A 14,232-nucleotide genomic window follows, 5' to 3' on the forward strand; every position below is an offset into this window, starting at 1 on the left:
GACACTTAGGCAAGTGTTACTTTGAGAATTGAAAATTAAAGCTTAAAAATTAAAAATATGTAATTTCCTGTTAAATTATACATTTTTAACTTTTAATTTATGGGCGGAGTCGATCGCTGGAAGCGGGCGGTGCTATTAAAGACTGCCAGTAAAAGGGTTTGGCGTGCAGATCGGCAATTGCGGTCGATCGATCTAAAACTCTCCTGGGCAAGCGTGCGGGCGGGAGCTGGCGTTAAGTATATTTTTGCACAGGGTTGTTGTTTGGGAGCGATCGAAAGGATATCGCTGCGGCTCGGCGCTTGTGCCGGTGCCAATTGGTCAACAAGCGCTACCGACAAATAATCTCAAATCGGTTTGGTCAATAAAAAGCTAAAATAAAATGTAAAGTTATTCAGTCTTTTAGGTCGCTTATGACTGCTGCTGCACCCTCTTCGATAAAAAACCAAACTCAGTACGAAGCCATTATCGGTCTCGAAACTCACTGTCAATTGAGTACGAATACTAAAATTTTCTCCAGTTCTTCTACAGAATTTGGCAATGCCCCAAATACTAATATTGACCCAATTTGTATGGGAATGCCTGGAGTATTGCCAGTATTAAATCAAAAAGTGCTGGAGTATGCGGTGAAAGCAGGGCTGGCTCTCAACTGCGAAATCGCACCTTACAGTAAGTTTGACCGCAAGCAATATTTCTATCCCGATTTGCCGAAAAATTATCAAATTTCTCAGTTCGATTTGCCGATCGCTACTAACGGTTGGCTAGAAATTGAACTGGTGGACGAGACGGGAAATTCTACTAGAAAAAAAATCGGGATCACTCGCTTGCACATGGAGGAAGATGCCGGAAAATTGGTTCACGGCGGCAGCGATCGGCTCAGCGGTTCTACTTATTCAATGGTGGATTACAACCGCGCCGGTGTGCCTCTAATCGAAATTGTTTCGGAACCGGATTTGCGATCGGGCGCGGAAGCTGCCGAATACGGTCAAGAATTGCGCCGGATCGTGCGCTACATCGGTGTTGGCGACGGGAATATGCAGGAAGGTTCGCTCAGGTGCGACGTGAATATTTCAGTGCGCCCCGTTGGCAGAAAAGAGTTCGGCACGAAGGTGGAAATTAAAAATATGAACTCTTTTAATGCGATCGAACGGGCGATCGATTACGAGATCGAGCGGCAAATTCAAGCTGTGGAAAATGGCGAAACCATCGTCCAAGAAACGCGGCTTTGGGATGAAAACAAGCAGTGTACTTTCAGTATGCGGATTAAGGAAGGTGCCAGCGATTACCGGTATTTCCCGGAACCGGATTTGCCTCCGATCGAAGTTTCGGCCGAGCAATTGCAGGATTGGAAAGCTCAACTGCCGGAATTGCCGGCCCAAAAGCGCCACCGCTACGAAACTGAGCTCGCTCTTTCTCCCTACGACGCGCGGGTGCTGACTGACGACAAAGCGGTGGCGGAGTATTTTGAAAAGTCGATCGCCGCCGGTGCTGTTGCGAAACAAGCTGCTAATTGGGTGATGGGCGATATTACTGCTTACCTGAAAAATGAAAAGCTGGCGATCGCAGAAATTCCTTTCCAACCGCAGGATTTAGCCGAACTGCTGGCGCTAATTGATGCCGGCACGATCAGCGGCAAAATCGCTAAGGATATTTTGCCGGAGTTGCTGGCAAACGGCGGTTCGCCTCAGAAGTTCGTAGAGAGCAAGGGTTTGATTCAAATTTCGGATACTGGGGCGATCGATCGGGCGATCGATGCAGTTTTGGCCGCCAATCCCAAGGAGCTCGAACAGTACCGAGCCGGCAAAACTAAGCTGCTGGGCTTTTTTGTCGGCAAGGTGATGAAGGAGACGGGCGGCAGAGCCGATCCCAAATTGACCAACGAGCTGCTGGTGGCGAAGCTTAACGGTTGAGGCAATGCAGTCATTAAGGGGGTTGTGTAGCGTTCGCGGCGGGCGGTTTTTCTCGATTCCGCCGCGCTCTGGCGCTTCCCGCTGGATGGTAACTTTATAATTCATCTACATTTCTTTACAACATCTTCACGTTTGGGGGTTTCACCCCTCATCCCGATCGTGTTATATTGTGTTATGTAGATGCACCCTGATGGTAGAGAGAGTTACTTAGGTAGCTCTCTCTTTTTTTGTCTTTTTTTTGCACGGACGTGAAAATACGGATGGGGGAGAGGGGGAGAATGAGAAAGAATGGGGGAGAATGGGGGAGAGAGGGAGAGTGATATCAAATCTGGTAGCATCGGAATTATGTAGCGCTCACGTCGTCCCCGCTCGCGAGCCACGCCGCGAGCGGGGACGACGTGAGCGCTGACATTATCCAAATATATTATTCCGATCGATGCAACCGGAAACGATATGAGCCATACCGATTACCGATTACCAATTACCGATTACTGATTGCCGATTACGGATTAATATCAACTTTAGTTATTAACTAATTTTGACATGATGAGCGAACAAGCTAGCGAGCTAATCAAGCAGGGGATTTCGCAATATCAGGCGCGCCAATTTGAGGCGGCTCTGGATTCTTGGCAGGAAGCGCTGGCGCTGTATCGCTCAATGGACGATAAGCGGCGATCGGGTGCGGCGCTGGGCAATATGGGCGTAGCTTACGAAGCGCTGGGAAATTATGCTCAGGCGATCGACTGCTACGAGCAGCATTTGGTGTTAGCGCGGGAAATTGGCGATCGCCGGGGCGAGGCAAATGCTTTGGGAAATCTGGGCAATGCTTGCTGTGCTCGCTCAGATTTTTCTAATGCTATTGATTACCAGCAGCAGCGTTTGGCGATCGCGCGGGAAACTGGCGACGGGCGCTCTGAGCTGGAAGCTTTGGGCAATTTGGCGCTAGCTTGCGATGCTAATGGAGATTTGCCTGGTGCGATCGAATGTTATCACCAGCAGTTGTCGATCGCGCGCGCCAGCAAGGAAGATCGCGTTGAGCGCAGTGCTCTCAAGAATTTGAAGCTCGCTTACAAGTATTTAGCAGATTACGAGAAGGCCGACGAGTACCGACAGCAGCAATTGGCGATCGTCCGGGAACTGTTTTTAAACGATAAAAATAAAAACTTTTTACAACTTGCAGAAACAGTTGGTTTGAATCCGGTTGAGGATTTTGCCGGGGCTAATTTAAGCGGTTTTGACTTGCACTACGCTGATTTTAACGGTGCAGATTTGCGCGAGACAAATTTCCGGGGCGCAGATTTGACCTTGGCGGATCTCAGCGGTGCTTTGCTGAGCGCTGCTATTTTAATTGATGCTAATTTGTGCAATGCTAACTTGCGGGATGCTGAACTCAGCAGCGCCAATTTAAGCGGTGCTGATTTGCGAACAAAGTTGCCCCGGGCAAATTTGAGCCGTGCAAATTTAACCGGCACAAATTTGAGCAGTGCTTATTTACCGAATGCGATTTTAGTCGATGCAAATTTGACTGACGCTAATTTAAAAAATGCTGATTTGAGCGGTGTTGATTTGAGCGGTGCGAATTTAAACGGTGCTGATTTGAGCCGCGCTGATTTAAAAAATGCTGTGGTGGAAAATGCCACGTTTTCTGGTTGTTTGGGGATTTCGGAAGCGGTGAAAATTGAGTTGAGGGCGCGGGGCGGGATTTTTGAGTAGAATGGGGAATGTTGGTAATTGTAGAGGGTAACAAAAGCTATGAGTGCCGTAACTGCAAAACGATTCTCGATCGCAGAATACCACCGTTTGGAAGAACTGGGTTTTTTTGAGTCCGATAACCGATTTGAATTGATTCGCGGAGAAATTATCAAAATGGCTGCAAAAGGTACGTTTCACTCTGTTTGTAATTCGCTGCTGTTAGGAGAGTTGTACCCGCTGCTGCGAAAAAGAGCGATCGTGCGCGGTCAAGACCCAATTACCTTGTCGGATGATAGCGAACCAGAGCCTGATGTTGCGATCGCCCGCAATCGTTCTGACAATTATTTATCTTCTCATCCTTTAGCTGCTGATATTTTGTTGGTAATTGAGGTTTCTGATTCTACTTTGAAGTACGACAGGAGAACCAAGTTATCTCTCTATGCTGAATCGGGAATTTCTGATTATTGGATATTTAATTTGGTAGATATTCAACTGGAAATGCACAGCGAACCTTATCAAAAACAAAGAGGTGGTTTCGACTATCGAGTCAAACGAGTGGTTTTGCCGAATGAGGTTGTGGTAATTCCAGGTTTCCCAGATTTGTCTCTCGATTTATCTGCGGTATTTCCGGCGCAGATGGGTGACTAAACATTCTGGCTCGAACGCACATATTTTAACTTAGTAATTAAAGAGCGATCGAGCTTCCTTCGATGATATAATGTAAAACTGCAAAGAAATGAAGCATAAAACTAGCACTATAGCAATCCTAAATGATTTGAAAAATAGTACGCGAGCAAGATGCTCGCACTACAAGGATTCCGATCTCGCTCGATTTTGCGACAGATTTAGGACTGCTATATCATCCAAAACAATTTGCTTTCTGACCCGGATTTATTCGCGGGAGAAATCTAAAATCTAAAATCTAAAATCTAAAATCTAAAATCAGATGACTGCTCAAACTCTCGCTCGGCCAGAACAAAGCGTCCAGCTATCAGGTATCAGTTGGCAAACCTACGAAACTTTGCTTGCCGAAATCGGCGATCGGCAAATTCGACTGACATATAATCGCGGCAATCTTGAAATTATGGTACCATCCCCAGAACACGAAGTTTACAAAAAAGTAATGGGTCGATTTGTGGAAACCTTAGCTGAAGAATTAGATGTGAAAATTGAACCTCTTGGTTCTACCACATTTAAACGTCCTGAACTTAGCGGTGTAGAACCTGATGAATGTTTTTACATCCAAAATATTAGTGCAGTTAAAGGCAAAAAAAGAATCGACATGAATCAAGATCCGCCGGATTTAGTAGTGGAAATTGATATTACCAGCCGTTCGGAAAATAGCTTGCAGGTTTATGCGGATTTGGGAGTTCCGGAAGTTTGGATTTATAATGGATCGCGGCTCAGAATCAACAGATTTGAAAATGGAGAATACGTTGAGTGCGAGATCAGTTTAGCATTTCCCAGCTTACCGATATTAGAGATTGTCGGATTTTTGGAACAAGCAGAAACAATGGACTATTTGGAATTAGTGAAAGCATTTCGGAATTGGGTAAAAAGCCAAATTCAGCAAAACTAATGACTTGCTGAGCAAATTAAACAAAATTTACAATTTTACCCACAAAAAAAAGCTGTATTGTGATAAAATAGAGATGATAAACTAATTTAAATATCAATTACAGGCTGGTAGTGCCAGCAATTCTACCCGATATGCGATCGCTAGAGTCTCACAACAAATACCCAGATTGCTTGTGGATGCAATTAGAAGCAATTCCAGTTGCATCGGTTGCAGCCCAAACCCAGCAGCTCGACATTCACTTGAGCTTGAATTTTAACGAGCATTGGGAACCCATGCTCGGCGGTCGCGTCAAATTTGGCCTGCAAGGCGGGACGCTCAAGCTCAATCTGGAAAACTGCGAAATTCCCGTAGCATCGCGCCAGTTAGTCGGTTCTTTCAAGCTTTCGCCAATAGAAGAAACGCAGCTTATTCAAAGCAGTTCAGAAGTTTTATTAACTGAAAATCTGCGGGGAGTTCGAGACAGCAATAATGCGGAAAAAATAAATGAAACTGACTGCACGTTTTGTCGCATTTCCACAATAGGCGATGATACAACGCCAGGTTGGATTTTTGCATTAGAACAGGGCCAATCAGTATTAAAAGGTTTGCTGAAAAGTGCTAAACTGGGACAATTTTCCGCCAAACCATTGCGGATTACAGCAACTTTTCAAGTTGCGAAAGAAGATATTTTTCTCGCCGATGCGGAGGGTTTGTGGCCGCACGATATCACGCCCAATCAACATTCGGTTTTAGAAAGAATCCTGACTGTATATCTGCAAAAAAATAAACTCCAACCGGCGATCGGTTGGGCGCTATTGTCCTACAATTTGCCTCCGGTTGAACAGCCCGAGGTGGAAATTGTCCCGGAATCTGAATCGGAATTGCAGGAAATGGTCGATCGCATTATCTCCGCTGAAACCGACAACTTTGCAGAGTTGGCAAAAATCGCCAATCTCAGTCCAGCACTGGATTTCGCGGGCAGCAGCTTGCGCGGGACGACTTTAAGTGCAGTGGATTTTAGCAGCGCAAATCTCGATCGGACAAATTTCCGAGGTGCAAACTTAAGCGATGTCGATTTCAGCGACGCCAACTTGCAAAATGCCAAATTCGGCGGTGCAGATTTGAGTGGCGCTTTCTTAGGAAATGCTAATTTAAGCGGCGCAGATTTGCACAAAGCAAGTCTAGCTTTAGCTAATCTCAGCGGTGCCAATTTGAGCGGCGCAAATCTGCTGGAAGTGAACTTAACAAATACTAATTTCAGCGGTGCGAATGTCGAGTCAGCCAGATTCGGAAACAATTCAGGAATCGATGAGGAAATGCAGGTGAATCTACAGCAGCGAGGCGCGATTTTTGAAGAGGTTTAGCCCGTAAGTGCGAGCTCCCTTTTATTCATCCGCCTCCATTGCGGCACGGGCCTCACGCCTGTGCGATGGAATTTAACCTTTAAACTACCGTCTCTGAAGAAAGTTGCTTCTTCATCCTTAACTCTCTAACTAATACCAATTCTCCAAAAGTTTGCAACAGTTATGAGTTTTTGGTTTGTTTCCTGAAAAACTGTTTGTAAGGTGCGTCGCTGTGAGATAGTCGCTTTTTTTGATAAATTTTGATAGCGACGCACCCTACAGCTACTGTTGCATGATTTTTTATAATTAGTATAAATTTATAGAGGGCGATGAACCGTAGCTGTTAAGATGGTAAACAGGCATTTCTTGCCAACACTGACGGCAAAACCAGTATACTTGACTGTGGCGAAGGTGACGCAGCATTTGATTCGTGCAGCAAAGACAGCTTGTCATAAAAACCTCTTTTTTATCGAAAGTGTATTTGTCTTTTGTTGCCAAGTGCTGTAAGTTGGGTTGAAGCAGCAACTTTATGAATGTAGAGGTAAAGTCTTAAGAATCCTGCGTCTGCCATACCGGGGAGTGTCAATCATCCCATCCCAAAATCTCTGCCACTTTTCCCGGCAGGGTGGTGGCTTCAAATGGTTTGCGAATTACCCCAGCAACACCCATTTCGGCAAATTCAGCCATATCGCTTGACATAACTCTTGCTGTCAGCAGAATCACTGGAATCGATCGAGTTATGGGATCGGATCGGAGACGATCGTACACAGCAAATCCATCCATTCCCGGCATAGATACATCCAGCAAAATAGCGTTAGGTCGTTCTGTTTGTAGGATTTGTAAACATTCTAGTCCTGATTCGGCCACCAGGGTGTTCCATCCCGCGAGGTCTTCCAGGCACAACTGTATCAGTTCGCGGAGGTGTTCTTGGTCATCCACGATGAGAATTTGCTTCCCTTTCATCTTGTTTTCGGGCAGGAGACTGCGATCGTAATTAGCTACTTGCAAAGCGTTCTTTTTTTTTTGTTGATTATAAATTATTTTTTTGGTGGCCAATTGAGTCTCAAATACACATCTTTAAGCAATCGCTCAAAGATGTGTATTTGAGAGTTGAATCCGAACTTGGGATGGCGGAACTCTCAACTCTTTAGCAAGCTGAATTGTTAAACCATCCGAGTGTATTTCAGTCCCATAGGTTTCAGGATGTACGCGGTGGGGCAACGGGATGAGAGTTTGAAATCCACTAGGAAGGAAATAATTCACATCTTGCATTATTCTCAAGAACGGGCAAGATGCCCGTTCCACAAAGAGTAGATTTTCTTGTGGAACAGGCATCTTGCCTGTTCCTAAAAGGCTAATTGAGAATGGTGCAAGATATAAGAAATAACCTTCTACTCCCGCAGCTTCGGTAGGTTGACCTTGGATTAAAACAGTTTGTGGAGTGATGTGGAGATTCAATTTGACAAGATGAATGTCAGAAATGTGAACTAACTTTAAGGATAAGTGTCACATCCTTTTCTTGAATTTTAATGCCTGCGATCGGTGTTTCCTCTGTACGATCGATCCAAGGTGTGGATTGCTGACAACCAGCGGGCAAACCGGAAAATGAACCTGCGAGATCCTGATTTACATCATTCAAAGCCTGAAAAGCATTCATTGAGTCTCCTTTTAATGCAAAGAACTGTTAGCTGCATAAGAGGAGACTAAATAGCAACGGTAAGGATTTGGTAAAGATTCGATTGTTGTTACAAAATTTCACAAAAATCGTGAAAGTCAATCATCCCATCCCAAAATTTCTGCTACTTCTTCCGTCAGGGTGATGGGTTGGATGGGTTTGGCAATTACCCCAGCTACCGCCATTTGGGCAAATTTAGTCCGATCGCTGGGCAAAACTTTCGCTGTCAGCAGAATCACTGGAATCGATCGAGTAATCGGATCGGACTGGAGGCGATCGTACACAGCAAATCCATCCATTCCCGGCATAGATACATCCAGCAAAATGGCGTTGGGTCGTTCTATTTGCAGTATTTGTAAACATTCCTCTCCCGATCCTGCCCCCACTGTTTTCCATCCGCCTAAATCTTCTAAGCAGGCCTGCACGAGTTCCCGAAGGTGTTCTTCATCGTCAACAACTAGAATTTGTCTGTCAGTCATGGGATTTTGGATTGGAGATTTTGAATTTGGGATTGATGCTAGAGATTAATCTAAGCGTTATTCAATGGTGCGTAAGGGTAGGGTGAAGCAAAATGTGCTGCCTTCACCTAAGATACTTTCCGCCCAGATTTTGCCGCCATGCCGCTCAACTATACTGCGACAGATTGCTAAACCTAAACCGGTGCCTCCTTTTTCGCGGGAGTCGGAGGCATCGACTTGCTGAAATCGCCCAAAAATCAGTTCTAGTTTATCTGCAGGAATGCCTCGTCCGCGATCGCTAACTTGGAACAGCACAAAGTCTGTCTGGTTTTCGGCACTCAGATGAATTGTGGCATCGGCAGGTGAGAATTTAATCGCATTACTGAGCAAATTTGTTAAGGTTTGGACGATCGCATCTCTTGTTGCCCAGACTTCTGCATCCGTGGGGGTAACGATTAATGAGATCTGCTGTTGAGTAGCGATCGCCTCGATGCTCTCTACTGCTTGCTGCATCAAATCGGCAGCTTTGCAAACAGTTTTCTCCACAATTGCCCGCCCGGAGTCTAGGCGCTCCAAATCTAAAATATCATTAACCAGGTTCACTAATCGATTGGTATCGAGGAGGGCAATTTCAATCATGCGTCTAGATTTTTCGGGCTTTTGATCGTAAACCCCACTTTTTATTAGCCCCAATGACATTTGAATTCCTGCCAAAGGAGTCCGAAGTTCATGGCTGACAATACCAATGAACTCATTTTTAATCTGTTCTAGCTTTTGTCGTTCGGTAATATCTTCCCCAATGCTGATCGTGCCAATGATGTTTCCCTCTGAATCTTGCAGCATGGTATTGTTCCAGGCAATAAATCGTTCCTCACCCGATTTGCTTAAGATAAAATTTTGATAATAGGGATGATATTTCTGGGCTAAAACTTCCGAAAAAACAACTTGAATCGATTGTTGATTAGCAGGGGGTAAGAAGTTTTCAAACCAATTTTTTCCTAAAACTTCTGGGTGAGTATATCCTGTAATTTTTAAGAAAAAAGGATTAACATAATTAATATTTCCCCATCGATCGAGTCCGACAACAATCAACTGCACGTTATCCAAGAGCGATCGCCAGCGTCGTTCCGCTTCTCGGATCGTGGCTTCGGCTTGCTTGCGTTCTTGCAGTTCTAGCTGAAGTTGTCGGTAGAGTTTGGATTGCTGGATGGCGATCGACAATTGGCTGGCAATCTGTTCAAGTAATTCTATTTCCCACGATTGCCATTGATGAGGTGCCGTATTTTGGTATATAGCTAACAAACCCCAGAGATTTTCTCTCAAAAATATCGGGAAAACTGCATAACTTTTTGCTTGAAATTGTTCCACTAGCTCGATATGACAGGGTTGAATTTCACCGCTGTAAATATCATTAACAACAAAATTTTCATGATTGCGGAATCGACCGCCGCTAGTTTCTTGCAGGTAGGTATCTGCACAATTTTTTTGAAGATCGCTTCCTATCAGTTTTACCCAATCCTCACAAACTGACTCCACGACAAAATCACCACTCCAATCAGGATTAAAGCGGTAAATGGCAGTGCGATCGGTTTGTAATGTTTCCCTAATTTCAGTAACAGCAGTATTTAGAACGGCATTCAGATCCAAAGATTGGCGAATCCCTTGAGTAATCCTCCAGAGCAAATTTTCCTTTCGGGATTTCTGTAGTAAGGCTGCTGCTACCTCTTGTCGAACTTCTTCGAGGTGCTTCGCTACGGTAATATCTTGATGAACGGCCACTAGAACATCGCCGTAGTCGGAATCATTGAATACAGAGCAAGTTGCACTGCACCAAAATGGAGTCCCATCTTTCTTGACATTCTGGACTTCATAGCTAAATTCACCCCTTTGTAAAACGGCAGACCGAATGGCTTGATTTACATCTTCAGGATTGACCGATTCGCTGGCATAGTTGAGAATCGAAACGTGCTGACCGTTGAGTTCACCAGAGTCATAGCCAAACATCTGCTCAAATTTAGGATTGGCATAGATAATAACTCCATTATCTGCTGTTACTAAACAAATGCCTTCCGCCATGTTGCGAGTAATGACAGCCTGAAGCTCCAGCATTTGTTCTGTTTGTTTGAGTTTAGTCAGATCGCGCAGACTGACGATTACCCCTACAATATTTTCGCCTGCATCACGTAAAGGTGTATAAGTAACGCTCAAAAATTGCCTGACTAAATTGGGAGAATCAAACCAGTTTTCATACTGAATTTTTTCGCCAGCCAAACATCGGTCTAACCGAGGTTTGATCAAGTTATCGAACACGTCTGCATCCAGGATATTTCTAACAGAATTTCCTATAACTTCGCTTTCCGATTTGTTGCACCAAGTCAAATAAGCTTGATTGACTATTTGATAAATATAGTTGCGATCCATCAGCACAATCCCATCTGTTGTATTGAATATGATGCGTTCATACTGGCGGAAGGCTTCTTCAGTACGTTTGCGATCGGTGATATCAAATACGCTAGAACGACTCATCATGAAGTTACCTGCTTCATCATAAATTGCTGTAGCATTTAAGTTTATCCAAATGGGTTTTCCGTTTTTATTCAACATCTGAAACTCTAAATTGTTGATGCAGCCTTGTTTTTTTAATAATGGAAAGTTTAGATAAAAAATATTTTTACTTTCAAGTGTTATTAAATCAACATATTTCTTTTTGTGCACGATTTCATCGCGGGTATAGCCTAACCACTTCAGTTCCGTATCATTAATCATAATTATTGTTCCTGCTGCATCTAGGGAATGATAGCCACAGGGAGCATTATTATAGAGGTCTTCAACTTGGGTGATATAGTGTTGCAACCTATGGTTGACTTCAGTGAGTTCAGCAGTCCGTTCTCTGACTCGTTGTTCGAGTTCAGTATTGAGTTCTTGTAGGGCAATTTCTGCTTGTTTTTGCTCCCTGAGTTCCGTTTGTACTCGCTCAAATAAATCAGCTTGCTGAATGGCAATTCCAGCTTGAGTTGCTAGCTGTCGCATGAGTTCAATTTCTGATGGTTGCCATTCGCGAGGTTCTGCACAGTGATGGGCAATCAATAATCCCCAAAGTTCTTCTCCCTTAAGAATAGGAATAACCAGGTTAGCTCTAACTTGAAAATTTGCCAGGAATTCCCGGTGACAAGTATCAATTCCGGCAGTATAAATATCCGATTTAGAGGTGAATAAGCCTTGTTTGAAGGGTTCGATATAGCTTTCACCCAAGCAAGGATCGTGTATCAGAGTGGATAAGATTGCTGTCCATTCTGAACCAACGGACTCTACCACCACCTTTCCGCTCCAGTCTGGAGCAAATTGGAAGATAATTACCCGATCGCATTGCAGAATGTTTCTGAGATCCGTTACCGTAGTCTTGAGAATATCTTCGAGTTTGAGGGATGCGGAGAGAGAAAGTGCTGTTTTAGCCAGGATTTGCTGTGGCTGTTGTTGCCATTTCCCATAATCTTCATCAGTATGTTCTATCATTAATCTACTTAATTAATTACATTTTTTACATTGAGGCAGAAACCGGGTTTTTAGCCCTCGTGCGTAAGTTCTATTTATAGCGGTTATCAGAAAGATTCGCGGACGTAGTTGGGCTTTAGCCCTCTTAATTTAGTGGTTATGTAAGCTGTCAGTCATACCTCATCTTTTTGAGAAAGGCTATAAGTATTCCCAGGCTTAACTAAAGGACGAGAGCGCCTGATTCGGCTGAGTACCCGCGTCACTAATTCAGGCCCTAGTACCGGCTTGGTAATAAAATCATCGGCTCCCGCTGCAAAGGCTTGTTGGAGAGATTCTGGATCGGTATGGGCTGTCACCACTAAAATCGGTAAATTTTCCCATTGGATATCCTGTCGGACGACTTGACACAATTCTAAGCCGCTGACGATCGGCATTTCTATATCCAGCACTATTAAATCGGGTTCAGTGCTAATTAACACCTCCCAAAATTGCTGTGGTTCTTTGAGATTTGTCACCTCAATTCCCCAAGGAGTCAGTAACGCTGATAATTTAACCAGCATCACAGGGTCATCATCTACGATTAAGACTTTGGCTTCTGAAGTTTTGGGACTGGGTAGAACACGGGCGATCGCTCGAAAAATTTGCTCGGTGGTTGCAGGTTTGTGGAGAAATTGCTTAGCACCTAAACGCGATACTGCCAAGCGATCGGCAAGACTATCTCGTCCGGTAAAAACAATTATAGGAAGAGTAGGCGATCGCTCGGTCAGTTCTCGCAGTAGCGTCAATCCATCTTCCTCTGTCTCTGCAAAGCTTAAATCTAGTAACATCACATCGGGTATTGACAGGGCAAGATGCGATCGGGCATCAGTAATATTCGGCGCAATTTTCATCCGCAATCCCCAAGCTTCGGATTCTACTTTCAACCGCTCCGTTAATGCAGCATCATCATCAACTACCAAAACCCGATAGTTGAAAATTGAAATAGTAGAAACTGGTGCAGCCGTTGATGTAATCGGTGTTTTGGCTAATTCCTGCTGTAATCCTGTCACCAATTCCGAGAAGCGGGTAATTTCGTCAGCAGTGAAAGAGCGATCGTTTATTAGCAAATGCTCTGCTGAGCGTGCCAATTTCGAGCCTTCGGGATAACCAAAAGAACCCAGAGAACCGGCCAATTTATGAGCTTCATGTTTTGCCGCTTGCTGTAATTCTGTTTTTAAATTTCCTGCTAATAGAGCTGTTTTCGCCCGCTCTAAGACAGCAATTTGTTGGTTGAATCCTCCCCGAAACCGCTCTAACAATTTGTCATTCTCGGACTTATCTAGCCCGCGAGATTGATGTTTTTGGGTGCGCTCAATCCCAGGATTATTTGAACTGGACGACGTAGATTGGGGGTACGGTTTCAGTCGATAGCCCATGCCATAAACTGTTTCGATGATTTCTTCAGTTAAGCCGCCTGCCCTCAGTTTCTTTCTGACATCCTTAATATGAGTGATAATGGCGCGATCGGTTGGTGCGTCATCAAATCCCCACAGACGATCCAAAATGGCATTGCGGCTAAAGATGCGATCGGGATTTCGCAGCAATAATTCCAGCAGGTTATATTCTGTCGCTGTCAGTGAAATTATTTGTTCGCAAAATGTCACTCTACCAGACTCTAAATCTAAACAAATATCTCCCCAAGTCAATGTATTAGCCGCTGAATTCTGAGTAGAACCTCCTGGGGAAAGTGCTTTACTGCGTCGCAATAAAGTTCGGATTCTTGCCAGTAATACTTCCGTAGCAAAAGGCTTGGTGATGTAATCATCGGCACCCGCATCGAAAAGAGCCACCACCTCCGCATCTGAATCCTTTGCCGTCATTAACAGGATCGGTTTGCAGTAGCCCTGCGATCGCAGTTGCCGACACAGACTAATTCCATCTAGTTTGGGAACCTGCACGTCTAACAAAATGAGGTCATACTCAATTGCTGCTGCCAAATCTAGGCCCGCTTGTCCATCATTTGCCCGATCGAACCCGTAATGATTTGCTTCCAACACCTTGGCCAGTGTTGCACTCAGCCCTCCATCGTCCTCTACGAGCAGAATTTTTATCGGAGACTTCTTCATTT

General features: G+C 44.5%; 12 protein-coding genes. 6 read left to right on the forward strand and 6 right to left on the reverse strand.

Translation table 11 applies throughout. The features are described from left to right. Window positions 1-99: 99 nt before the first annotated feature. The 6 genes from QUA56_RS12465 to QUA56_RS12490 all read left to right on the forward strand — a co-directional run bounded on the left by QUA56_RS12465 (window position 100) and on the right by QUA56_RS12490 (window position 6,521). Entirely contained in the window at window positions 100-342 is a 243-nt protein-coding gene (locus tag QUA56_RS12465) for a hypothetical protein (protein WP_333357807.1), read from the forward strand. A gap of 68 nt (window positions 343-410) precedes the next feature. Further along, window positions 411-1,907, forward strand: coding sequence for an Asp-tRNA(Asn)/Glu-tRNA(Gln) amidotransferase subunit GatB (gene gatB, locus QUA56_RS12470; RefSeq protein WP_333357808.1), 1,497 nt, complete (start codon window positions 411-413; stop codon window positions 1,905-1,907). A 543-nt stretch (window positions 1,908-2,450) separates the two neighbouring features. Beyond that, the gene (locus QUA56_RS12475) at window positions 2,451-3,620 is read left to right on the forward strand and encodes a pentapeptide repeat-containing protein (protein WP_333357809.1); all 1,170 of its coding nucleotides are present in this window, start codon (window positions 2,451-2,453) and stop codon (window positions 3,618-3,620) included. Between the two features lie 39 nt (window positions 3,621-3,659). Then, a complete protein-coding gene (locus tag QUA56_RS12480) occupies window positions 3,660-4,247 on the forward strand; it encodes a Uma2 family endonuclease (RefSeq protein ID WP_333357810.1) in 588 nt (195 codons plus the stop codon). Between the two features lie 298 nt (window positions 4,248-4,545). Next, the gene (locus QUA56_RS12485) at window positions 4,546-5,178 is read left to right on the forward strand and encodes a Uma2 family endonuclease (RefSeq protein WP_333357812.1); all 633 of its coding nucleotides are present in this window, start codon (window positions 4,546-4,548) and stop codon (window positions 5,176-5,178) included. Window positions 5,179-5,288: 110 nt separating this feature from the next. Next, window positions 5,289-6,521, forward strand: coding sequence for a pentapeptide repeat-containing protein (locus QUA56_RS12490; protein WP_333357813.1), 1,233 nt, complete (start codon window positions 5,289-5,291; stop codon window positions 6,519-6,521). A gap of 561 nt (window positions 6,522-7,082) precedes the next feature. Here the strand turns inward: QUA56_RS12490 and QUA56_RS12495 are convergent. The 6 genes from QUA56_RS12495 to QUA56_RS12520 all read right to left on the reverse strand — a co-directional run bounded on the left by QUA56_RS12495 (window position 7,083) and on the right by QUA56_RS12520 (window position 14,230). Further along, window positions 7,083-7,463 carry a response regulator gene (locus QUA56_RS12495; RefSeq protein ID WP_333357950.1) on the reverse strand — a complete coding sequence of 127 codons (381 nt, stop codon included), beginning with the start codon at window positions 7,461-7,463 and terminating at the stop codon, window positions 7,083-7,085. Window positions 7,464-7,589: 126 nt separating this feature from the next. Then, window positions 7,590-7,835, reverse strand: a complete 246-nt coding sequence (locus tag QUA56_RS12500; RefSeq protein WP_333357816.1) for a hypothetical protein — start codon at window positions 7,833-7,835, stop codon at window positions 7,590-7,592. A gap of 139 nt (window positions 7,836-7,974) precedes the next feature. Further along, window positions 7,975-8,157, reverse strand: coding sequence for a hypothetical protein (locus QUA56_RS12505; protein ID WP_333357817.1), 183 nt, complete (start codon window positions 8,155-8,157; stop codon window positions 7,975-7,977). 116 nt (window positions 8,158-8,273) lie between these two features. Continuing rightward, on the reverse strand, window positions 8,274-8,654 hold the full coding sequence (locus QUA56_RS12510; protein WP_333357818.1) for a response regulator: 381 nt from the start codon (window positions 8,652-8,654) through the stop codon (window positions 8,274-8,276). Window positions 8,655-8,711: 57 nt separating this feature from the next. Further along, entirely contained in the window at window positions 8,712-12,146 is a 3,435-nt protein-coding gene (locus QUA56_RS12515) for a PAS domain S-box protein (RefSeq protein WP_333357819.1), read from the reverse strand. A 152-nt stretch (window positions 12,147-12,298) separates the two neighbouring features. Beyond that, entirely contained in the window at window positions 12,299-14,230 is a 1,932-nt protein-coding gene (locus tag QUA56_RS12520) for a response regulator (RefSeq protein WP_333357820.1), read from the reverse strand. Window positions 14,231-14,232: the final 2 nt, after the last annotated feature.

The sequence above is a fragment of the Microcoleus sp. N3A4 genome (genome assembly GCF_036701805.1).
Lineage (GTDB): Bacteria > Cyanobacteriota > Cyanobacteriia > Cyanobacteriales > Microcoleaceae > Microcoleus.

Coding starts and splice junctions, on each gene's coding strand:
- QUA56_RS12465 (WP_333357807.1), top strand. CDS start 100: ATGGGCGGAGTCGATCGCTGGAAGCGGGCGGTGCTATTAAAGACTGCC.
- gatB (WP_333357808.1), top strand. CDS start 411: ATGACTGCTGCTGCACCCTCTTCGATAAAAAACCAAACTCAGTACGAA.
- QUA56_RS12475 (WP_333357809.1), top strand. CDS start 2,451: ATGATGAGCGAACAAGCTAGCGAGCTAATCAAGCAGGGGATTTCGCAA.
- QUA56_RS12480 (WP_333357810.1), top strand. CDS start 3,660: ATGAGTGCCGTAACTGCAAAACGATTCTCGATCGCAGAATACCACCGT.
- QUA56_RS12485 (WP_333357812.1), top strand. CDS start 4,546: ATGACTGCTCAAACTCTCGCTCGGCCAGAACAAAGCGTCCAGCTATCA.
- QUA56_RS12495 (WP_333357950.1), bottom strand. CDS start 7,463: ATGAAAGGGAAGCAAATTCTCATCGTGGATGACCAAGAACACCTCCGC.
- QUA56_RS12500 (WP_333357816.1), bottom strand. CDS start 7,835: ATGCCTGTTCCACAAGAAAATCTACTCTTTGTGGAACGGGCATCTTGC.
- QUA56_RS12505 (WP_333357817.1), bottom strand. CDS start 8,157: ATGAATGCTTTTCAGGCTTTGAATGATGTAAATCAGGATCTCGCAGGT.
- QUA56_RS12510 (WP_333357818.1), bottom strand. CDS start 8,654: ATGACTGACAGACAAATTCTAGTTGTTGACGATGAAGAACACCTTCGG.
- QUA56_RS12515 (WP_333357819.1), bottom strand. CDS start 12,146: ATGATAGAACATACTGATGAAGATTATGGGAAATGGCAACAACAGCCA.
- QUA56_RS12520 (WP_333357820.1), bottom strand. CDS start 14,230: ATGAAGAAGTCTCCGATAAAAATTCTGCTCGTAGAGGACGATGGAGGG.